Annotated in this window: 18 protein-coding genes and 1 pseudogene; 11 read left to right on the top strand and 8 right to left on the bottom strand. The window is 71.3% G+C overall.

The window, feature by feature from the left end; genetic code table 11:
* Positions 1-17: 17 nt before the first annotated feature.
* From AB0D18_RS05020 to AB0D18_RS05010, 3 genes are all read right to left on the bottom strand, one after another.
* Positions 18-992, bottom strand: coding sequence for a phosphotransferase (locus AB0D18_RS05020; protein ID WP_362413423.1), 975 nt, complete (start codon positions 990-992; stop codon positions 18-20).
* Positions 993-1,126: 134 nt separating this feature from the next.
* A complete protein-coding gene (locus AB0D18_RS05015; protein WP_362412917.1) occupies positions 1,127-1,546 on the bottom strand; it encodes a pyridoxamine 5'-phosphate oxidase family protein in 420 nt (139 codons plus the stop codon).
* Positions 1,547-1,686: 140 nt separating this feature from the next.
* The gene (locus AB0D18_RS05010; protein ID WP_362412915.1) at positions 1,687-2,349 is read right to left on the bottom strand and encodes a response regulator transcription factor; all 663 of its coding nucleotides are present in this window, start codon (positions 2,347-2,349) and stop codon (positions 1,687-1,689) included.
* A 326-nt stretch (positions 2,350-2,675) separates the two neighbouring features.
* Here AB0D18_RS05010 and pdhA point away from each other — a divergent pair, with 326 nt between their 5' ends.
* The 5 genes from pdhA to AB0D18_RS04985 all read left to right on the top strand — a co-directional run bounded on the left by pdhA (position 2,676) and on the right by AB0D18_RS04985 (position 8,322).
* Complete coding sequence (gene pdhA / locus AB0D18_RS05005) at positions 2,676-3,845, top strand: pyruvate dehydrogenase (acetyl-transferring) E1 component subunit alpha (protein ID WP_362412913.1); 1,170 nt, start codon at positions 2,676-2,678, stop codon at positions 3,843-3,845.
* Positions 3,846-3,848: 3 nt separating this feature from the next.
* Complete coding sequence (locus AB0D18_RS05000) at positions 3,849-4,829, top strand: alpha-ketoacid dehydrogenase subunit beta (protein WP_362412910.1); 981 nt, start codon at positions 3,849-3,851, stop codon at positions 4,827-4,829.
* A 12-nt stretch (positions 4,830-4,841) separates the two neighbouring features.
* Positions 4,842-6,287 carry a dihydrolipoamide acetyltransferase family protein gene (locus AB0D18_RS04995; protein WP_362412907.1) on the top strand — a complete coding sequence of 482 codons (1,446 nt, stop codon included), beginning with the start codon at positions 4,842-4,844 and terminating at the stop codon, positions 6,285-6,287.
* Between the two features lie 89 nt (positions 6,288-6,376).
* Positions 6,377-7,018: a GntR family transcriptional regulator gene (locus AB0D18_RS04990; protein WP_362412904.1), complete on the top strand. Its 642-nt coding sequence runs from the start codon at positions 6,377-6,379 to the stop codon at positions 7,016-7,018.
* Positions 7,015-8,322 carry an MFS transporter gene (locus tag AB0D18_RS04985; protein ID WP_362412901.1) on the top strand — a complete coding sequence of 436 codons (1,308 nt, stop codon included), beginning with the start codon at positions 7,015-7,017 and terminating at the stop codon, positions 8,320-8,322. The genes AB0D18_RS04990 and AB0D18_RS04985 overlap by 4 nt, the downstream gene beginning before the upstream one ends.
* Positions 8,323-8,428: 106 nt before the next feature.
* On the opposite strand, the gene AB0D18_RS04980 is transcribed toward AB0D18_RS04985, so the two are convergent.
* Entirely contained in the window at positions 8,429-9,259 is an 831-nt protein-coding gene (locus AB0D18_RS04980) for a maleylpyruvate isomerase family mycothiol-dependent enzyme (RefSeq protein WP_362412898.1), read from the bottom strand.
* A 191-nt stretch (positions 9,260-9,450) separates the two neighbouring features.
* On the opposite strand from AB0D18_RS04980, the gene AB0D18_RS04975 reads away from it, so the two are divergent.
* Complete coding sequence (locus AB0D18_RS04975) at positions 9,451-10,245, top strand: carbon-nitrogen family hydrolase (RefSeq protein WP_362412895.1); 795 nt, start codon at positions 9,451-9,453, stop codon at positions 10,243-10,245.
* A 51-nt stretch (positions 10,246-10,296) separates the two neighbouring features.
* On the opposite strand, the gene AB0D18_RS04970 is transcribed toward AB0D18_RS04975, so the two are convergent.
* The 3 genes from AB0D18_RS04970 to AB0D18_RS04960 form a co-directional block, all read right to left on the bottom strand.
* Positions 10,297-10,791, bottom strand: a complete 495-nt coding sequence (locus AB0D18_RS04970; protein WP_362412892.1) for an LURP-one-related family protein — start codon at positions 10,789-10,791, stop codon at positions 10,297-10,299.
* Between the two features lie 41 nt (positions 10,792-10,832).
* Positions 10,833-11,318, bottom strand: coding sequence for a GNAT family N-acetyltransferase (locus tag AB0D18_RS04965; RefSeq protein WP_362412889.1), 486 nt, complete (start codon positions 11,316-11,318; stop codon positions 10,833-10,835).
* A gap of 120 nt (positions 11,319-11,438) precedes the next feature.
* A complete protein-coding gene (locus tag AB0D18_RS04960) occupies positions 11,439-11,936 on the bottom strand; it encodes a GNAT family N-acetyltransferase (protein ID WP_362412886.1) in 498 nt (165 codons plus the stop codon).
* A gap of 951 nt (positions 11,937-12,887) precedes the next feature.
* Between AB0D18_RS04960 and AB0D18_RS04955 the strand changes: the two genes are divergently transcribed.
* The 5 genes and pseudogenes from AB0D18_RS04955 to AB0D18_RS04935 form a co-directional block, all read left to right on the top strand.
* Entirely contained in the window at positions 12,888-13,412 is a 525-nt protein-coding gene (locus AB0D18_RS04955; protein WP_362412884.1) for a hypothetical protein, read from the top strand.
* Between the two features lie 123 nt (positions 13,413-13,535).
* Complete coding sequence (locus tag AB0D18_RS04950) at positions 13,536-14,381, top strand: DUF4097 family beta strand repeat-containing protein (RefSeq protein WP_362412881.1); 846 nt, start codon at positions 13,536-13,538, stop codon at positions 14,379-14,381.
* A gap of 102 nt (positions 14,382-14,483) precedes the next feature.
* Positions 14,484-15,485, top strand: coding sequence for an ATP-binding cassette domain-containing protein (locus tag AB0D18_RS04945; protein ID WP_362412878.1), 1,002 nt, complete (start codon positions 14,484-14,486; stop codon positions 15,483-15,485).
* Positions 15,482-16,267 (top strand): ABC transporter permease, encoded by a 786-nt coding sequence (locus AB0D18_RS04940; RefSeq protein WP_362412875.1) that lies wholly within the window; start codon positions 15,482-15,484, stop codon positions 16,265-16,267. Before AB0D18_RS04945 ends, AB0D18_RS04940 begins: the two co-directional genes overlap by 4 nt.
* Before the next feature lie 105 nt (positions 16,268-16,372).
* Positions 16,373-16,690, top strand: a pseudogene (locus tag AB0D18_RS04935) (alkyl hydroperoxide reductase); the annotation flags it as partial.
* Between the two features lie 23 nt (positions 16,691-16,713).
* Here the strand turns inward: AB0D18_RS04935 and AB0D18_RS04930 are convergent.
* On the bottom strand, positions 16,714-20,052 hold the full coding sequence (locus AB0D18_RS04930; protein WP_362412872.1) for a BTAD domain-containing putative transcriptional regulator: 3,339 nt from the start codon (positions 20,050-20,052) through the stop codon (positions 16,714-16,716).
* Between the last annotated feature and the right edge of the window lie 208 nt (positions 20,053-20,260).

The raw sequence follows: 20,260 nt of genomic DNA, 5'->3' as shown, positions 1-20,260 counted from the left end.
GCCCGCCAGGGCCGGGGTCACCCCGCGAAGGCGTCCAGCACCGCCTCGTACTCCTTGGTCCACCAGACCGCCAGGGCCGACGCCGCAGGAAACTGCGGGTCGGCCCTTCGGTCGTGCAGCTGGTAGCGCCAGCGCAGTATCCAGAAGTCGTTGAGCCGCTCCCACCACACCCGGTGCACCGCGGCGGCCAGCTCGTCCTCCCCCGCGCCCGCCGCCTCCCGGTACGCGCGCGCGTAGGCGCGCACCTTCGCCAGGGGCAGCTCCCCGTCGGGCCGGACAAAGAAGATGGCCGCCGCACGGACCGCCTCCTCGGCGCGCGGCTGCACGGCGAGCCGGTCCCAGTCGACGATCGCGGCGGGCTCCGCGTCCCGGTACAGCAGGTTCAGCGGGTGGAAGTCGCCGTGCACCCACCCCGCGCTGGGCTCGGCGCCGGCCGCAGGCCGCCGGTGCGCGTGCCGCTCCAGGAGCGTCCGCCGCTCCAGCAGACGGTGCTCGGCGAGTACGTCGAAGGCGTCCTGCGGGTGCCGCCGGCGGGCCAGCAGCAGCAGTTCGTCGATGGTCTCGAAGCTGTCCGCAGGATCGGCGCTGAGCTGCCCGCCGTCCCGGCCCGCCTCCGCCTCCATCACCTGGTCCAGACACGTGTGTACGACGCCGAGCAGCGTGCCAAGGCGCAGCGATTCGGTCTCGGTGAGCTGGGCGCCGTCGCGGTGGCTGCCGTCGATCCAGGGGTGCAGGGCGTAGCAGCGGTCGCCGATCACCGCGACGGTGTCGCCGCCTGTGTCGTGCAGGGGCGGGGCGACGGGCACGCCGAGCTCCTGGAGGCGCTGGGTGGCGCGGTGCTGGCGGGCGATGGCGGGGCGGTCGCCGTCGAGGTGGTGCTTGAGGAAGAAGTCGCCGCGCGTGGTGGCGAGCCGGAACCCGTGGTTGAGCAGGCCCTGGGCGACGGGTTTGCAGGACACCGGCTCGCCCAGGGCCGCGTACCGGCTCAGCAGCCGGCCGAGGGGCGGGGCGGGCGGGACGGGTGCGTCGGTGGCGCCGGCGGGAGCAGGATCGGCGGGGGCGGCGGGAGCGGGTACAGATGAGCGCGGCACCCGGCAGATGTTAGATCACGGGAGGTGAGGGGAGCTCACCCTGTGTGCTGAAGGGTGCGCTCGCGGGACCCGTGCAGGGTGTGGACCAGGAAGAACTGCGGATCGATCCGCATGTGGACCGCCTCGAACGGTTCGCCCTCGACCTCGGCCGGGCCGGGTCCGAAGAGCTCCAGTTCGGCGGGGGTGGGCTCGACGACGCGGGCCTCGCCGGTGGCCTGGACGGACCACAGGCGGCCGGCGCCGGAGTTGAAGTTGTCGGTTTCGTACGCGACGACGCTGCCGTTGCAGGCCTGGTGGTAGCCGTAACCGGCGTGCATGCGCAGCAGGATCTTGCCGTCCACGACGACGTGGCGGGCGACGGCCAGGAACGGCAGCGCGCGCATGCTGGTGGCGACCCTGCCGTACGGCACGGAGGTCAGCAGCTCGATGGCGCGGAGGCTGTCGGAGGTGGGCATGCCCTCACTGTGCGCCATGCGGCGGGCGCGCCAAAAGAGACCTAGGTCCCGATAAAAGTCACAAAGTGCCTGATCAGGGGTGTGCTGTTTCACGTGGAACAGTCGGTCAGCGGCCGTGCTGATTCAGGTGGAACAGCCGGTCAGCGGCGTTCTTCGGCCTGCATCCTGGCGACGTAGGCGGCGGCCTGCGAGCGGCGTTCCATGCCGAGCTTGGAGAGCAGGCTGGAGACATAGTTCTTGATCGTCTTCTCGGCGAGGTGCAGCCGTTCGCCGATCACCCGGTTGGTCAGACCCTCGCCGATCAGGTCGAGGATCTTCCGTTCCTGCTCGGTGAGGTTGGCCAGCCGCTGGTCGCCCTTGACGTTGTTGCCGGCCCGCAGCCGCTCCAGGACGCGGGCGGTCGCCACCGGGTCGAGGAGGGATTTGCCCGCCGCCACGTCGCGAACGGCCGACAGCAGTTCACTGCCGCGGATCGCCTTGAGGACATAGCCGGACGCACCGGCCATGATCGCGTCGAAAAGGGCCTCGTCGTCCGCGAAGGAAGTGAGCATCAGACATTTGATGTCCTCATTCTGCGAACGGACTTCGCGGCAGACCTCCACACCGCTTCCATCCGGCAGCCGGACGTCGAGGACGGCGACGTCGGGACGGGTCGCAGGGATCCTGACCAGGGCATCTGCCGCCGTACCTGCTTCTCCGACGACCTCGATGTCCTCCTCGACGGAGAGCAATTCATGGACGCCACGCCTGACGACTTCGTGGTCATCAAGAAGGAAAACAGTGATTTTGCCTGATTCGCGCACGACGTCATCCTCACACATCAACCCTTCCCGTGCCCGAGGTGACCGGGATAACGTGCCCCTGTTCCGGCGGCCTGCAAGGCTCTGACCAGTGGTTGTTCCCGCATTCTTCGATTTACTTGGAAATCCAAGCAAAATCGCAGGTCAAGTGGGGTTTCGCAGTTATGCGAAGCACTGGGTAACGTGCTTTGCACAGGCATTCGCCGGGGCACCTGTCACGCCCTGTCCCGGCCGAGCCGCACCCACCCCGTGCGCGGGTACGGATTCAGGGCGAGCCGCACTGGTCTCCCGGCAGACCCCGGGGGCCGGACCGACGGAGGAGCACGCACGTGACCGTGGAGAGCACTGCCGCGCGTAAACCGCGACGCAGCAGCGGAGCATCAGGAGCGGCCGCCAAGCGCGCCGGCGCCAAGAAGCCGCAGGCCCCTGACGAGCCGCAGCTGGTCCAGCTGCTGACGCCCGAGGGCGAGCGGGTCGAGCACCCGGACTACTCGATCGACCTGTCGGCGGACGAACTGCGCGGGCTGTACCGGGACATGGTCCTCACCCGCCGCTTCGACGCCGAGGCGACCTCGCTGCAGCGCCAGGGCGAGCTGGGCCTGTGGGCCTCGCTGCTCGGCCAGGAGGCCGCCCAGATCGGCTCGGGCCGCGCGCTGCGCGACGACGACTACGTCTTCCCGACGTACCGCGAGCACGGCGTGGCCTGGTGCCGCGGCGTCGACCCGACGAACCTGCTGGGCATGTTCCGCGGTGTGAACCACGGAGGCTGGGACCCCAGCACCAACAACTTCCACCTGTACACGATCGTCATCGGCTCGCAGACCCTGCACGCCACCGGCTACGCCATGGGCGTCGCCAAGGACGGCGCGGACTCGGCCGTGATCGCGTACTTCGGGGACGGGGCGTCCTCCCAGGGCGACGTCGCCGAATCGTTCACGTTCTCCGCGGTCTACAACGCACCCGTGGTCTTCTTCTGCCAGAACAACCAGTGGGCGATCTCCGAGCCCACCGAGAAGCAGATGCGGGTGCCGCTCTACCAGCGCGCCCAGGGCTTCGGCTTCCCGGGCGTCCGTGTCGACGGCAACGACGTGCTGGCCTGTCTGGCCGTCACCAAGTCCGCCCTGGAGCGGGCCCGCAACGGCGAAGGCCCCACCCTGGTCGAGGCGTTCACGTACCGGATGGGCGCGCACACCACCTCCGACGACCCGACGAAGTACCGGGACGACGAGGAGCGCGCGGCGTGGGAGGCGAAGGACCCGATCCTGCGCGTCCGCACGTACCTGGAGAAGCAGGGCCTGGCCGACGCCGCGTTCTTCGAGGAGCTGGAGGCCGAGAGCGAGACGCTCGGCAAGCGGGTCCGCGAGGCGGTGCGCTCGATGCCGGACCCAGACACCATGGCGATCTTCGAGAACGTCTACGCGGACGGGCACGCGCTCGTCGACGAGGAGCGCGCCCAGTTCGCCGCCTACCAGGCGTCGTTCGCCGAGGAGGGCAAGTAAGCCATGGCTGTGAAGAAGCTTCCGATCGCCAAGGCGATCAACGAATCCCTCCGCAAGGCCCTGGAGACCGACCCCAAGGTCCTGATCATGGGCGAGGACGTCGGAAAGCTCGGCGGTGTCTTCCGGGTCACCGACGGCCTGTTCAAGGACTTCGGCGAGGGCCGGGTCATCGACACCCCGCTCGCCGAGTCCGGCATCGTGGGCACGGCCATCGGCCTCGCGCTGCGCGGCTACCGGCCCGTGGTGGAGATCCAGTTCGACGGCTTCGTCTTCCCGGCGTACGACCAGATCGTCACGCAGCTCGCGAAGATGCACGCCCGGTCGCTCGGCAAGATCAAGCTGCCGGTCGTCATCCGCATTCCGTACGGCGGCGGCATCGGTGCGGTCGAGCACCACAGCGAGTCGCCCGAGGCGCTGTTCGCGCACGTCGCGGGCCTCAAGGTGGTCTCGCCCTCCAACGCGTCCGACGCGTACTGGATGATGCAGCAGGCCATCCAGGGCGACGACCCGGTGATCTTCTTCGAGCCGAAGCGGCGCTACTGGGACAAGAGCGAGGTCGACTTCGAGGCGATCCCCGCCCCGCTGCACAGGGCCAGGGTCGCCCGCGAGGGCACGGACCTGACGCTCGTCGCGTACGGCCCGATGGTCAAGGTGTGCGTGGAGGCGGCCGCTGCCGCCGCCGAGGAGGGCAAGTCGGTCGAGGTCGTGGACCTGCGGTCGATGTCCCCGATCGACTTCGACGCCATCCAGACCTCGGTCGAGAAGACGCGTCGTCTGGTCGTCGTGCACGAGGCGCCGGTCTTCTACGGTGCGGGCGCGGAGATCGCCGCCCGCATCACGGAGCGGTGCTTCTACCACCTGGAGGCCCCGGTGCTGAGGGTCGGCGGCTATCACGCGCCGTACCCGCCGGCGCGCCTGGAGGAGGAGTACCTCCCCGGCCTGGACCGGGTACTCGACGCCGTCGACCGCTCGCTCGCGTACTAAGGGGCCGACCACATGACTACTGCTGACACTTCCGCCCGCTACCGCGAGTTCAAGCTGCCCGACGTGGGCGAGGGCCTCACCGAGGCCGAGATCCTCAAGTGGTACGTCCAGCCCGGTGACACCGTCACCGACGGCCAGGTCGTGTGCGAGGTCGAGACCGCCAAGGCGGCCGTCGAACTGCCCATTCCGTACGACGGAGTGGTGCACGAGCTGCGCTTCGAGGAAGGGGCGACGGTCGACGTCGGCACGTCGATCATCACGGTCGACGTGGCGCCGGGAACCGCGGCCCCCGAGGCGCCGGCCGCCGCGGCTCCTGCTCAGGCTCCTGTCGAGGAGCCGGAGGAGGACGAGGCGCCCAAGGGCCGCCAGCCCGTTTTGGTCGGCTACGGCGTCGCCGAGTCCTCCACCAAGCGCCGGGCCCGTAAGACGGACACGCCCGCGCCGGAGAAGGCGGCCTACTCCGCCGCCGTACAGGCCGAGTTGAACGGCACGCCGGCCGCTTCGGCTTCGCCCGTGACTGCGTCCGCGCAGGCGGTCGAGGACCGTGCGCGGCCCCTCGCCAAGCCCCCCGTGCGCAAGCTGGCCAAGGACCTCGGCGTCGACCTGGCGACGGTCGCCCCGACCGGTCCCGGCGGGGTCGTCACCCGCGAGGACGTGCACGCGGCGGCAACGCCCGTACGCACCGAGCAGGTTGAGGCGCCCGCGCCGCAGCCGGTCGCAGCCGATGTTTCACGTGAAACGGTCGCATCGCGCGAAACGCGCATTCCGATCAAGGGAGTGCGCAAGGCGATCGCCGCGGCGATGGTGAACAGCGCGTTCACCGCCCCGCACGTCACCGAGTTCATCACCCTCGACGTGACGCGCACGATGAAGCTCGTGACGGAGCTCAAGGAGGACCCCGAGAAGTACGGGATGACGGGTCTGCGGGTCAACCCGCTGCTGCTCATCGCCAAGGCCCTCCTCGTCGCCATCAAGCGCAACCCGGGCGTCAACGCCGCCTGGGACGAGGCGAACCAGGAGATCGTGCAGAAGAGCTACGTGAACCTGGGCATCGCCGCAGCCACTCCGCGCGGGCTGATCGTCCCGAACATCAAGGACGCCCACGCCAAGACCCTGCCGGAACTGGCTGCCGCCCTGAGTGACCTGGTGGCCACCGCCCGCGAGGGCAAGACGTCCCCCGGGGCGATGCAGGGCGGCACGGTGACCATCACCAACGTCGGCGTCTTCGGCGTCGACACCGGTACGCCGATCATCAACCCGGGCGAGTCCGCGATCCTCGCGGTCGGTGCGATCAAGCTCCAGCCCTGGGTCCACAAGGGCAAGGTCAAGGCCCGCCAGGTCACCACCCTGGCGCTGTCCTTCGACCACCGCCTGGTCGACGGCGAGCTCGGTTCCAAGGTGCTGGCCGACACGGCGGCGATCCTGGAACACCCGAAGAGGCTCATCACCTGGGCTTAGCAGGCGCGGGGCCCGGCCCCCAGCAGTAGGCCCGTCCGCCATGCGGACGGGCCTACTGCTTGCACCTCTGTTGTATCTAAGCTGTGCGCATGCCTGCCGCACCCCCCGCCGCCGAACGTGTCTACGACCACATCAAGAGGGGCGTCCTCGACCGCAGCTACGAGGGCGGAACGCTCCTCACCGAGGGCCATCTCGCCGAAGCGGTGGGGGTGTCGCGCACCCCGGTCCGCGAAGCGCTCCTGCGTCTTGAGGTCGAAGGACTGATCAAGCTCTACCCGAAGAAGGGCGCCCTGGTCCTTGCCGTCTCCGCGCAGGAGATCGCCGACGTCGTCGAGACCCGGCTGCTGGTCGAGGAGTTCGCCGTACGCAAGGCCGTACCGGCGTCGCCGCGCCTGATCGCCCGCCTCGAAGAGCTCCTCGCCGAGCAGCAGCGCCGGGCGCTCGCCGGTGACCTCGCGGAGGTCGCCGTCACCGACCGCTGCTTCCACGCCGAGATCGTCCGCAACGCCGGCAACCAGATCCTCTCCCGCCTCTACGCCCAGATGCGCGACCGGCAGCTGCGGATGGGCGTCGCCGTGATGGAGGCCCACCCGGACCGCATCGCGCTCAACATCGCCGAGCACGCCGAGATCCTGGACGCACTCAGGGCAGGCGACGCGGATGCCGCCGCGGCCTGTGTGCACCGGCACGTCAGCCGGGTCAAGGTGCTGGTCAGGGGCGACGACCGATGAGCAAGTCACCCGCGATGCCACGGCTGCACGGTGACCCGCCCGGTGGGCGCAAGGCCCTTGCCGTCTGGTCCATCGGCGTGGCCGTCTACTTCGTCGCCGTCACCTTCCGCACCAGCCTGGGCGTCGCGGGCCTGGACGCCGCCGACCGCTTCCAGGTCAACGCCTCCGCCCTCTCCACCTTCTCGATCCTCCAGCTGCTCGTGTACGCGGGCATGCAGATACCCGTCGGCCTGATGGTCGACCGGCTGGGCACCAAGAAGGTCCTGGCGCTCGGCGCCGTCCTGTTCACCGTCGGCCAGGTGGGCTTCGCGCTCTCGCCGACGTACGGCACGGCGCTCGTCTCCCGCGCGCTGCTCGGCTGCGGCGACGCGATGACGTTCATCAGCGTGCTGCGGCTCGGCACCCGCTGGTTCCCGGCCCGACGCGGGCCGATGATCGCGCAGGTCGCGGCCCTGTTCGGGATGGCGGGCAACCTCGTCTCGACACTGGTCATCGCCCGCGCGCTGCACGGGTACGGCTGGACCGCGACCTTCGTGGGCAGCGCGGCGGCGGGCGTGGTCGTCCTCGTACTGACCCTCGTCCTGCTGAAGGACCACCCCGAGGGGTACGAGCCGCCCGCCGCCCCGCGCGGGGGCCCCACCTTCGTGCGCCGGCAGATCGCGGCGGCGTGGCGGGAGCCCGGGACGCGGCTCGGGATGTGGGTGCACTTCACGACGCAGTTCCCGGCGATGGTGTTCCTGCTGCTGTGGGGGATGCCGTTCCTGGTGGAGGCGCAGGGCATGTCACGGGCGGCGGCCGGTGAGCTCCTGACGCTGGTGGTGCTCTCCAACATGGCGATCGGACTCGTGTACGGGCAGGTCATCGCGCGGCACCACAACGCGCGCGTCCCGCTCGCGCTCGGTACGGTCGCGGCGACCGCCGTGCTGTGGGGCGCCACGATCGCCTACCCGGCGCCGCACGTGCCGATGTGGCTGCTGGTCACGCTGTGCGTGGTGCTCGGGGCGTGTGGTCCCGCGTCGATGATCGGCTTCGACTTCGCGCGGCCCGCGAACCCGCCGGAGCGGCAGGGCACGGCCTCCGGCATCGTCAACATGGGCGGCTTCGTCGCCTCCATGACCACCCTGTTCGCGGTGGGCGTGCTCCTCGACGCCACCGGTGACAACTACCGCGCCGCGTTCGCCTCGGTGTTCGTGCTGGAGGCGGTGGGCCTGACCCAGATCCTGCGGCTGCGCAACAGGACGGCGCGGCGTGAGCGGGAGCACTTGGTGGCGAGCCGGGTGGAGGCCGTGCACGTACCTGTATGAGAGCAGCCCCGTGTGAGTCCCGGGGGAGTCCCGCGTGAGTCTGTTTCACGTGAAACATCGCTACGGAGCTACATCGCCGGCACGACGCAGCCACCTCCCCAAGTCGCTACGGCGTGACGGCGAAGTTCCGCAGGATCGCGTCGGCCAGGTCCTCGTCGCCCTCGATCTTGACGCGGTCGGCCACCGCCGCGTACCGCACCCGGCCGCAGGCCAGCCGGTAGAAGGTCTCCCAGTCGAGCGCGATCGTGACGAGCGGGCCGAGCGAGGGGGTGCCGTCCACGCTGCCCTGGCCGCGGTCGTCGACGCGGACCGTGCGCAGGAACTCGATGGGGCCGTGGACGTCGAAGACGACCGCCGAGTTCGTGGGTGCGCCCGCGTCCTTGGCGACGACCTTGGGCAGGTTGCGCAGCAGGAAGTCGCGGGTGATATGTGCGCCGGGGGAGTCCAGGTTGCCGGGCTGGTGGAGGGCGGTGCGGAGGTCCTGCTCGTGCACCCATACGTCGAACGCCCGCATCCACAGGGTCATTTCGAGGGTCATCTCGCGCCCGGCGAGCACGGAACGGACCACGGTGTCGGGGGACCGGGTCTCGTTCCGCAGCTGGCGGCTGCGGCGGATGATCGTGTACTCCAGCTCCGAGGTCATCTCCGGCGCCGTGTGGTGGCGTCGTACGTCGACCTGCACCTCCATGTAGCGGGCCAGGTCGGAGGTGATGTGGAAGAGGTCGCTCGGCAGGGAGTGGATCGGCCGGGGGTCGCCGAGCATCTCGCACTCGGCACCGATGATGTGGGAGACCATGTCGCGCACCGACCAGCCTGGGCATGGCGTACGGCGGTTCCACTCGCCCTCGACGAGCGGCTTCACCAGCTCGGATATCGCCTCTATGGAGTGCGACCAGGCGTCGGCGTAGGTCTGCAGGCTGGGATGGTGGACGGTCACGGGACCCCTCGGGCGGTTCAGTGGCGGCGGCGCGGGCGGTGCGGCTGGGTTGCCGTGCGTGCGTGCGGGCAGGTGCGTTCCGGGTGACGGACTTGGACGCTAAGTTACGCTGCCCGAAGGCACCCCGGCAGTGCTTTCGTGTGACGATCGTAGGCCCGTGTTGACGGCTCGAATGCCAGGACGGTGGTAGTGTGCGCGCCTCTCTGCTCCAGATCGACGTAAATGACGGAGAATCGGTCAATTCCCGCCGGGAGCGGGTTGCTTCACTGGTGCGGGAGCAGCGGGGCAGTGACCTCGTGGTGCTCCCCGAACTCTGGCCGACCGGTGCCTGGGCGTACGAGGGTTTCGCCGACGAGGCGGAGCCGCTTGAGGGCCCGACGTACGAGGTGATGGCGAAGGCCGCGCAGGACGCCGGGGTCTGGCTGCACGCCGGATCGTTCGTCGAGCGCGACCCGGAGGGGCCGCTCTTCAACACCTCCCTGGTCTTCTCCCCCGAGGGTGAACTCGCCGCCGCCTACCGGAAGATCCACCGCTTCGGCTTCGACGAGGGCGAGGCGGTGCTGATGGGCGCGGGCGGCGAACTGGTCACCGTCCGCACGCCGGACCTGCACCTGGGCCTGGCCACCTGCTACGACCTGCGCTTCCCCGAGCTCTTCCGTGGACTGGTCGACCGGGGCGCGGACACCTTCGTCGTCCCCGCGGGATGGCCGGCCAGGCGGCGCGGGCACTGGACGCTGCTGGCGCGCGCGCGGGCCGTCGAGAACCAGGCGTACGTCCTGGCCTGCGGTACCGCGGGGACGCACGCCGGTGTCGAGCAGGCCGGGTTCAGCATCGTCGTTGACCCGTGGGGCGAGGTGCTGGCCGAGGCGGGCGCGGGCGAGGAGGTCCTGGTGGTGGATCTCGACGCGGCACGTCCCGCGGCCACCCGGGAACAGTTCCCGGCCCTCAAGGACCGGCTGCTGGGCCTGGCGGAACCGCGCCGCTAGGGACGGGTACGGGGCGAGGGGCGGCCCCGCCCCGGACCCCGGGGCCTGGTCCTAGTCCTCGTCCCGCTCCTTCTCCGCCATGCGGATCACGCAGACCGCGACGGTGATGAGCAGGGCTGCGTCCGTGTCCTCCCGTACGACATTGACGGCGTACGTCTCGCGCACCCGGAACCACTTCCGCGAGATGTGCGCCAGGAGTTCGCCGTCGTACTCGATGGCGAACTCCCGGTCCAGCACCCGCCCGCTCACGTCCAGTTCGGTGCCTTCGTTGAGCGTCACGCGGTAGTGGTTGCGGATCAGCGACAGCCGCTTCTTCCGTACAGTCGCGAGGGTCTCCCCGTCCCGCTCCAGCTTCATCGCGTCGCGCCAGCTGAGCATCTTCTCCTTGAGCGTGATCAGCACCCGCCCGCCGGAGTCCTTGATCTCCAGGGTGTCCCGGAGCCGGAGCGCCTTGCCGTCGACGAGGAAGGCGTGCTGCCCCTTCTCGTCCTCGATCCAGTAGTCGTCGCCGATCGAGAAGAGCTTGTCGCGTACGAGGTATTTCATGCCATGACCACTACCCGCACCGGTGGCCGTGTCACGCGGCGTCAGGCCGGGTTGTGGCGTACGTACGTCAGGCCGGGGCGGCCGTCGAAGTCCGCCGTGGCCGTCGGGACGAAGCCGGTGCGGGCGAGGACCGTGCGGGATGCGGCGTTGTCGAGAGTGGTCTCGGCGCGCAGGGTGTGGAGGCCGTACCGGGGGGCCGCGAGGGTGCACAGGGCGCGGACGGTGGTGGTCGCGAGGCCGCGGCCGGTGGCCTTCTGAGCGAGCCGGTAACCGAGTTCGGCCTCGCCGTCGGCGATGTCGACGAGGTTGAAGCGGCCCAGGATCTCGTGGTCGTCGCAGACCAGTACGTGGAAGGCGATCGCCCCGGTGGCCTGTTCGGCGAGCAGCGCCTGGTGCCGGGCCTCGAACTCGGTGAAGTACGCCTCGCCCCGGTCGGGGACGGACGCGGCGAAGAAGTCCCGGTTCTCGCGCTCGAAGGCGAGGAGGGCGGGGGCGTGATCGGCGCGCAGGCGCTGGAGCTCGGGCATGGGGCGAGGGTAGGGGGCGGCGGGCGATCCGACTTGGGGATTTTGTGGCGGGGTCGAGCCGGGCCGGGCCGTGGCCGATCCGCCCCCGGCCCGGCCCGGACTGGTGTCAGGGGGGTGGTGTCAGGGGGTGGTGGTGCGGAAGGCGGTCAGGCCGGGGTCGAGTTGCAGGCCGGGCCAGGGGGTGAGGCCCGCCTTCTCCAGGACGCGGGAGGACGCGGGGTTGTCGAGCGACACCTTCGCGTAGACGGTGTGGACGCCGGGGGCGGTGAACGCGTGGGCGACCAGGGCGCGGGCCGCCTCGCTGGCGTACCCCCGGAGCCGGCGGGACGGGGCGACTCCGTACCCGAACTCGACCTTCCCGTCCTTGTGCGGCCAGAACAGGCCTATGGAGCCCACCGTTTGACCCGCCTCGCGCTCGATCATCTGGCGGTGGCCGTACTCGCCGTACCAGGCGGGGTTCTTGGCGTAGAGCCCCGCCCGGACCCTGTCGGTGTCGGACGGGAAGTCCTCGGCCCAGTGCGGAAGGTGCTTCCCGCCGACCATCGCTTCGGTCTCCTCGGGGACACAGGCGCGGAGGAGGAGACGGTCGGTGGTCAGGTCGGGGATGGCGTGGGACAAGGCAGGACTCCTGACGGCAAGACGGCGGTGGGGACGGTCCACGGGGCGGGGCGGGGTGGGCCGGGGAGAGGGGGGTGCGGGACCCCGGCGCCGGACCGCCCGAACCCTCGCAGAGGGGTGATGCGGGGGCAAGGGATTTTGGCTGGGGTGGACGGCACCTTCGGCGGGCCGGTCGGTGGGTGGGCGGCGGGTGGCTCCCTCGGCCGGCCGGCCGGGCTTCGGGGTCGAGGACGGACGGGGCCCAGGGGGCGGGGGCTCGGGGTCGGCACCCGGCGGGCCGGCGTCCTCGGAAGGGGCGTCTGCCGGACTGGTGTTCAGCGAAGGGAGACGACGTTCAGCGGCTCGGCGCCCAGGGAGCGGCGTCCAGAAGGCGGCACCCGGCGGGGCGGCTTCCTTGGAGGCGGCACCCGGCGGGGCGGTTTCTTGGAGGTGGCACCCGGCGGGGCGGTTTCCAAGAGACGGCTTCCAGGAGGCGGGGCTCGGGGGCGGGGCTCGAGGGCGGGGCTCGGGGGCGGCGCCCGGCGGTCCGGTGCCCAGGAGGCGGTGTCTGTCGGACCGGCGTTGAGCGGATGGCGTGGCAGGCGGCGTTCTGCGTCTCGGCGCCCAGGGAGCGACGGCCAGCAAACGGCACCCAGCGGATCGGCTTCCATGAGGCGGCGCCCGAGAGGCGGCTTCCCAGAGGCGGCTTCCAAGAGGCGGCGCCCAAGAGGCCGCTTCCCAGAGCCGGCGCCCAGCAAGCCGTGCCCCCTCAGTCGGCCAGGCGAGGGTGCAAGGGGCGTCGTTCGGGTGGTGCCAATGTGGTGTCGTCATGGTGTGTGCGTAAGCCATTTCGTTGTCGGTGCAGTGCCAGGGTGTGGCAATTTCCGTAGGGAAGGCCAGGTCAGAGGCGTGTGTGCCAAGTGGTGGGCACTCTGGCTCGCCATGGTGCATGAGATGTGCCATCATGGCGCCATGGACCTCACGCCCTACGTCGACAACCTCCGGCACGAGCTGGCCGTCGCAGCGGACGCCGGCGGCGACGACGCCCGCGCCCTCGCCGAGCGGCTGACCGCCCCCCTGGAGTCCGCCGCCCGCCTGACCCTTCTCAACGCGCTGTCCGCAGCCATGGGCGAGGTCACACGGGAGCTGGCACCGGGTTCGGTCGATGTGCGGCTGCGCGGACTCGACCCGGAGTTCGTGGTGACGGCGCCGCCCGCGGCGGAGCCGTTCCAGGAGGTACGGGAGCCGCTCGCGAGCCCCGTGGCCGCGTCCCCGCTGCCGCCCGCGGACGCGGATGACGGCGCCACGGCGCGGATCAACTTCCGTCTCCCCGCCCACCTCAAGGCCCACGCCGAGAGCGCCGCGAGCCGCGAGGGCCTGTCGGTCAACGCGTGGCTGGTGCGCGCGGTGTCGGCCGCGGTCGACACTGACGTCCGGCCGCGTACGGCACAGAGGACCACGAGCGTCGGACAGAGCATCACGGGCTGGATGCGCTAGCCGCACCCCGCCCGCACCCCTTCACCGGGCACGGGACCACGCCGTTCACCCGAGCCACACCCTTCACCCGAACCACGCCCCACCTGCGGGGACGTACCAACGACTCAAGAGGACGGGACAGCCATGCCTTCTTTCGACACTCCCGAACCGATCTCGGTCAAGGCGCACGTGGGAGCCGGTTCCCTCCGGATCACCGCGAGCGACCGGCTCGACACCGTCGTCGAAGTCCTGCCCGGCGACGCGAAGAAGGACAAGAAGAACGTGCGGGCCGCCGAGCAGACCGAGGTCTCGTACACGGGCGGCGCCCTGACCATCAGGACGAAGGACCGGTACATGATCGGCCCCACCGGCGCCGTCGACGTGACGGTCGACCTGCCGGTCGGCTCGCGCGTCGAGGTGACCGGATCCTGGGTCCAGCTGCTCGGCGAGGGCCGGCTCGGTGAGATGCGGGTGAAGACCTCGTCCGGCGACGTTCGCCTCGACACCACAGGGCCGCTGGAGCTGACCGCCTCCCACGGCTCGATCACCGTGGAGCGCGTCGAGGGCAGGGCCGAGATCGCCACCAGCTCCGGCAGCATGCGCGTCGGCCTCGTCGACGGCCCCGCCGTACTGAAGAACTCGCACGGCAGCACGCACGTCGGCGCCGCGACCGGCGACCTGCGGGTGAGCGGCGCCAACGGCGACATCGACATCGTGCGTGCCGAGGGCTCGGTCACCGCGACCACCGCCCACGGCACCCTGCGCGTCGGTGAAGTCGTGCGCGGCAACGTCCAGTTGGAGACCGGTTACGGCGCCATCGAGGTCGGTGTCCGTGAGGGTACGGCCGCCTGGCTCGACGTCAGCTCCGACAAGGGGCAGGCACGCAACTCGCTCACCGCGTCCGACGCCCCGGGGGAGGCCGAGGAAACGGTCAAGATCCGGGCCCGCACCCGCTACGGCAACATCGACGTCCGCCGCGCGCGGATCTGAGAGCCCCGCCCCCAGTCCCAGCCTCCAGTCCCAGCCCCCAGTCCCAGCCGCCTCGCTCACCCCCGCCGCTTCGTCACTTCATCCTTCCCACAGGAGGGCCCCATGCCCAAATCTGTCATGTCCACGACCAGTCGAGACGACGGCCGGCCCGCACAGACCGCCGTATCCGCCGTCGGACTGCGCAAGTCGTACGGCGACAAGACCGTCCTCGACGGCATCGATCTGCGGATCCCGGCCGGGTCCGTGTTCGCCCTGCTCGGCCCGAACGGCGCCGGCAAGACCACCGCCGTGAAGATCCTGTCCACCCTCATCACCGCCGACGGCGGCCAGGCTCAGGTCGCCGGTCACGACATCGCCAGCCACCCCCAGGCCGTACGGGCCGCGATCGGCGTCACCGGGCAGTTCTCCGCCGTCGACGGCCTGATCACCGGCGAGGAGAACATGCTCCTCATGGCGGACCTGCACCACCTCTCCCGCCGCGAGGGCCGCCGCAGCGCCGCCGAACTCCTGGAGCGCTTCGACCTGGTGGAGGCCGCGAAGAAGCCCGCCTCCACGTACTCCGGCGGCATGAAGCGCCGCCTCGACCTCGCCATGACGCTGGTCGGCAGCCCGCGGATCATCTTCCTCGACGAGCCGACCACCGGCCTCGACCCGCGCAGCCGCCACAACATGTGGCAGATCATCCGGCAGCTGGTCTCCGACGGCGTCACCGTCTTCCTCACCACCCAGTACCTGGAGGAGGCCGACGAACTCGCCGACCGCATCGCGGTCCTGAGCAACGGGAAGATCGCCGCCGAGGGGACCGCCGACGAGCTCAAGCGGCTCGTCCCCGGCGGACACGTACGGCTCCGCTTCACCGACCCGGCCGCGTACCGCTCGGCAGCCGCCGCCCTGCACGGGGTCTCCGCGGACGACGAGGCGCTGTCCCTGCAACTGCCCAGCGACGGCAGTCAGCGCGAGCTGCGCTCCGTCCTCGACCGGCTGGACTCGGCCGGCATCGAGGCGGACGAGCTGACCGTGCACACCCCCGACCTCGACGACGTGTTCTTCGCCCTGACCGGCCCCGCCAGTCTGAACAACCAGCCCGAGGAGGCTGCACGATGAGCGCCCTGTCCCTCGCCGCACGCGATTCGGCCACGATGCTGCGCCGCAACCTGCTGCACGTGCGCCGCTACCCGTCCCTCACCCTGAACCTGCTGCTCACGCCGGTCATGATGCTGCTGCTCTTCGTCTACATCTTCGGTGACGTGATGAGCGCCGGCATCGGCGGAACCGACCGCTCCGACTACATCGCCTACATCGTCCCGGGCATCCTGATGATGACCATCGGATCCACCGTGATCGGGGCCGCGGTGTCCGTCTCCACCGACATGGCGGAGGGCCTCGTCGCCCGCTTCCGTACGATGGCGATCCACCGCAGCTCCGTGATCATCGGGCATGTCGTGGGCAGCGTCCTGCAGGTGCTCGCCAGCCTCGTCCTCGTCGGCGCCGTCGGCGTGGCCATCGGCTTCCGGTCCGTGGACGCCACGGCCCTGGAGTGGCTGGCGGCGTTCGGGCTGCTCGCCCTCTTCGCCCTGGCGCTCACCTGGATCGCGGTCGGGATGGGCATGGCCAGCCCGAACGCCGAGGCGGCCAGCAACATGGCCATGCCACTGATCCTCCTCCCGCTCGTCTCCAGCGCGTTCATTCCGGCCGACACGATGCCGGGGTGGTTCCGGCCAATCGCCGAGTACCAGCCGTTCACGCCTGCCATCGAGACCGTGCGCGGCCTGCTGCTCGGCACCGAGATCGGCAACAACGGATGGATCGCGCTCGCCTGGTGCGTCGGCCTGTCCCTACTCGGCTACCGCTGGACGACGTCGCTGTTCAACCGCGACCCGAAGTAGCAGCACGGAGCACCATCCGGACCGCACACCCGACCCCGCGCACCCGGCCCGAGCACACAAACCACCACCCTGCGGCAAGCCCCGCCGCAGGGTGGCCACCTGGAAGAGGGGCTCGCACTCCTCCCCGACGGCCGCGTGATCGTCGCCGACACCGTCAACCACCAGCTGAAGTCGTACGACCCGGAGAGCGGCGAGGTCGCCGTACTCGCCGGGACCGGCAAGCAGTGGTGGCAGGGCGAGCCGACCTCCGGGCCCGCCCACGACGTGTCGCTGTCGTCCCCGTGGGACGTGGCCCGGTGGCGCGGCGAGGTCTGGATCGCCATGGCCGGTGTGCACCAGCTCTGGGCGTACGACCCCGAGTCGGGACGGGTCCGCGTCGCCGCAGGCACCACCAACGAGGGTCTCGTCGGCGGCCCGGCTTCCCGGCGCACTCGTCACCAGCCGCGCTACGGCCGCCCCGGCACCCCGCAGTCCGTCAGCGCTGCCATCGCCCGCTCGTACCTGTCCTCGTACGTGGCACTGTCCCCGGTGATCCGCAGCAGTACGCTCAGCGCTCGGCACGCGCCCTCGTGGAAGCCCTCGTGTTCGGCTGTGTCCGCCGCCAGGTGGAGCAGGTCGAGGCCCTCGGGTACCCGTCCGAGCTGGGTCAGCGACTCGCCCTGTGCGGTCCGCAGCAGCACCCGGCGGATCACTCCGAGGTCCGCAGGGCCGAGTGCGAGGCCGTTCAGGGAGTGCCGCAGGGCGGCCTCCGGTTCGCCCGCGAGCAGGCAGTGGTCGGCCAGTGACTGGAGGGCGAGCATCTCCGTCTGCCGGTCGCCCGCCTGCCGGGCGAGTGCCGCCGCCCGTACGCAGTTCTCCTGTGCCTGGGCGAGCAGGCCGCGCCGGCACTGGGCGACGGACAGGTTGACGCGGCCGATCGCCTCGTCCACGAGATCGCCTGCCCGCGCGGCGAGCACCGGCGCCAACTCCAGGTGCGGGTAGGCCTCTTCGGTCCGCTCCTCCTCGACCAGCACCCACCCGAGCAGCGCCCGCACCCGTGACTCCGCCTCGGGGTCGTCGAGCGCGACGGCCGCCGTCAGGGCCACCTCCAGCATCGGCGCCCAGCCGTCCCGCACCCGCCACAGGATGTACGGCCACTGGAGGATCCCCAGCCGCCACACGCGCTCGGCGAGCCGGGTGTCGAGGCCGGAGTACGACCCGGCGGCCGTGGCCGCCGCCATCGCCCCCGCGAGTGCCTCGCGCTCTGCCGCGTACCACTCGATGACCTCGTCGCGGGAGTGGAACTCCCGTATATCGGTGGGGTGTTGTACGTCGGCGGGGAGCGAACAGCACGGGCGGCTGCCCCGCTCGGCGACCGCGTTGGCGGCGAGTTCGGTCAGCAGGTAGTGGTCGAGCAGGCGGCCCAGCGCGCCGGGGTCGTCGGCGGTGGAGCGGGCGAACAGGCGGACCAGATCGTGCAGCGCGTACCGGCCCTGCCCGGGGAGGCCCGACTCCTGCACCAGGTGCGCGGCGGCAAGCCGGTCCAGCGCGGCGGCGGTCTCAGGGACCGGCAGCCCGGCGAGCGCGGCGGCGGCGTACCGGTCGACGGTCGGCCCCGTGTGCGCGCCGAGACCCCGGAACACCCGCTGGGTGACCGCGTCCAACTGCTGGAGAGTCAGCCGGAGTTCGACCTCCACGCCCCGGTCCTCGACCTGCAGGAGGGTGAGCCTGCGCTGTTCGTCGGCGAGTTCGGCGGCGTGGTGTTCCAGAGTGCGGTCGGGGTAGGCGGTGAGCCGGGCCGCCGTGATGCGCAGGGCGAGCGGCAGCCCTTCGCAGAGCTTGGCGAGGCGGTCTGCGGCAGTCGGCTCGGCGGCCACCCGCTGCTCGCCGAGCACCTTGGCGAGCAGCGCGACCGAGTCCTCGGGGCCGAGCGCGTCCAGTGGTACGGGCCGGGCCAGGTCGTCCGCGATCAGCCCGCCGAGCCGGTTCCTGCTGGTCACGACGGTGACGCAGTCGTCGCCTGCGGGCAGCAGTGGACGCACCTGCTCCGAACTGCGGGCGTTGTCGAGTACGACGAGCAGCCGGCGGCCCGCGGTGAGTCGCCGGTAGAGCGCGCCTGCGGTGGCCGGAGTCTCGGGCAGGGCGTGCCCGGGAACGCCGAGCGCGAGGAGGAACTCCCGTACGACATCGGCGGGTTCGGGGTCGGAGAGCAGGTCGAAGCCGTGCAGGTCGGCGAAGAGCCGGCCGTCCGGGAAGTTCTCGCGGTGCCCGTGCGCCCAGTGCAGGGCGAGCGCGGTCTTGCCGACTCCGGCGGGCCCGGTGACGACCGCGATCGGCGCCTCCCCACCGGCCGTGACGGCGTTGATCGCGGCGAGATCCGCATCCCGCCCGAGAAAGCCGCGGGGGCGGCGGGCGAGCAACTCGGGGACGGTGTACGGGACGTGGGGTGCGCAGTGCTGTTGCGCGGCGAAGAAGGAGCCGGAGCCGGTGCCGGTGCCGGTGCCGGTGCCGGACCTGTAGCCGGGGTCGGCCCCGGGGGCTGTGGCGAGGGTGGCCGTGTCGGCCGGGGGGATCCGTACCGAATCGGCGGGAGAGCCGGAAGCTGCGGGCGGCAGGGAGGCAGCGGGCGCCCCGGAGGCGGAGGCGGCGGGCGGCCCGGCGGACAGTGCCTGCACCTCGCGGTCGGCCCCCGGCCCGGTCCCGTCGGTCCCCGCCCCGGTCGTTTGCGCGGTCCCGGCCCATGCGGCCCCCGCGGGCCTGCCGGGCCTGGACGGGTCCGTGCCGTCCACCGTCTCCGGCGTCCGCTGTCCGGACGGGTGGCGATCGGTGGTGGGCCGGTCGGTGGTGGGCCGGTCGTGCCGGCCCTGCACGCCCTGGCCGGGTATGCGGGCCTCCGGGCCCAGGGTCGTCGCAGCGGCGGTGACCGGACTCGTCCGGGTTCCGGGCCGCCCCGGGGCGGTCCCGCCGGGCGAGGTGCCGCCCACGGCCGGACTCTGTACATGCTCGGCCTCGTACGGGTCCGCCGGGTGCGGGTACGCATGCGTGCCGCCCGTCGTCTCCTCGCCGCCCTCCCCCTGCAGGATCGCCCCGTACGCGTCCTGCAGCGCCCGCCCCGGGTCGACTCCCAGCTCGTCCGCGAGCAGGCGCCGGGTGCGGTGGTACCAGTCGAGGGCGTCGGACTGCCTGCCCGCCCGGTACAGCGCCAGCATCAGCGCCGATGCGAGTGACTCGCGCATCGGGTGGGCGACCGCCTCGGCGCGCAGCACGGCCGCCGCACGGCCGTGCTCGCCCAGCGCTCCGTACGCGTCGGCCAGGTTCTCGACCGTGACCAGGCGGGTCTCCTCCAGTGCGTGCGCCGCCGCGAGCAGTGGCTCGGAGGAGACCGTTCCGGTGAGCGCGGGGCCACGCCACAGGGCGAGTGCCTCACGCAGCATCAACACCGCGTCGGCGGGCTGCCGCTGCCGCTTCGCCAGCTGCACCAGCTCGTCGAAGCGGTGCGCGTCCAGCAGCGATTCCGACATCTGGAGGACGTAGGCCCGTCCACGGGTGGCCAGTTCTACTCCGTACGCCGCTGCCTCGCCGTCGTTCAGCAGCGCACGCAGCCGTGATACGTGGCCCTGGACGACGGTCCGTGCGTGGGCGGGCGGTGTTTCGTCCCAGATGGTGTCGATGAGCTGGTCGACGGGGACGGCGGTGTTGGGGCGCAGCAGCAGTGCGGCCAGTACGCTGCGGCGCTTGGCCGGGCCCAGTGGCAGCTCTCCGGCCTCGGTGGTGACGGACACCGCTCCGAGTAGCCGGAACTCCACTGACGCCTCCCGGTAACACCTGTGAACCCTGTGGTGGACAAGAGGGTCAGACTACCGGGGGAGGTTCCGCAGGCCGGGGGCGATATTGAGGCGTGATGACGGATGTGACGCGTCACTCGTGGCGCGCACTCGTCGCACCCGTTACCGGTCGTGCCGGTCGCTTGGCGCACCCGTTGCGGGTGGTGCCGGTCGCTTGGCGCACCCGTTG

Origin of the sequence: Streptomyces sp. NPDC048442 (assembly GCF_040651475.1) — a bacterium.
Taxonomy (GTDB): domain Bacteria; phylum Actinomycetota; class Actinomycetes; order Streptomycetales; family Streptomycetaceae; genus Streptomyces.
The sequence above is the reverse complement of the archived record's forward strand: the minus strand, read 5'-3'. Positions and strand labels throughout refer to the sequence as shown.

Bases quoted from the DNA above. Each gene is read 5' to 3' on its own strand.
- AB0D18_RS04940 (WP_362412875.1), top strand. From the start codon at position 15,482: ATGAGCGCCCTGTCCCTCGCCGCACGCGATTCGGCCACGATGCTGCGC.
- AB0D18_RS04985 (WP_362412901.1), top strand. From the start codon at position 7,015: ATGAGCAAGTCACCCGCGATGCCACGGCTGCACGGTGACCCGCCCGGT.
- AB0D18_RS04945 (WP_362412878.1), top strand. From the start codon at position 14,484: ATGCCCAAATCTGTCATGTCCACGACCAGTCGAGACGACGGCCGGCCC.
- AB0D18_RS05015 (WP_362412917.1), bottom strand. From the start codon at position 1,546: ATGCCCACCTCCGACAGCCTCCGCGCCATCGAGCTGCTGACCTCCGTG.
- AB0D18_RS04970 (WP_362412892.1), bottom strand. From the start codon at position 10,791: ATGAAATACCTCGTACGCGACAAGCTCTTCTCGATCGGCGACGACTAC.
- AB0D18_RS04955 (WP_362412884.1), top strand. From the start codon at position 12,888: ATGGACCTCACGCCCTACGTCGACAACCTCCGGCACGAGCTGGCCGTC.
- AB0D18_RS04995 (WP_362412907.1), top strand. From the start codon at position 4,842: ATGACTACTGCTGACACTTCCGCCCGCTACCGCGAGTTCAAGCTGCCC.
- AB0D18_RS05000 (WP_362412910.1), top strand. From the start codon at position 3,849: ATGGCTGTGAAGAAGCTTCCGATCGCCAAGGCGATCAACGAATCCCTC.
- AB0D18_RS04965 (WP_362412889.1), bottom strand. From the start codon at position 11,318: ATGCCCGAGCTCCAGCGCCTGCGCGCCGATCACGCCCCCGCCCTCCTC.
- AB0D18_RS04990 (WP_362412904.1), top strand. From the start codon at position 6,377: ATGCCTGCCGCACCCCCCGCCGCCGAACGTGTCTACGACCACATCAAG.
- AB0D18_RS04950 (WP_362412881.1), top strand. From the start codon at position 13,536: ATGCCTTCTTTCGACACTCCCGAACCGATCTCGGTCAAGGCGCACGTG.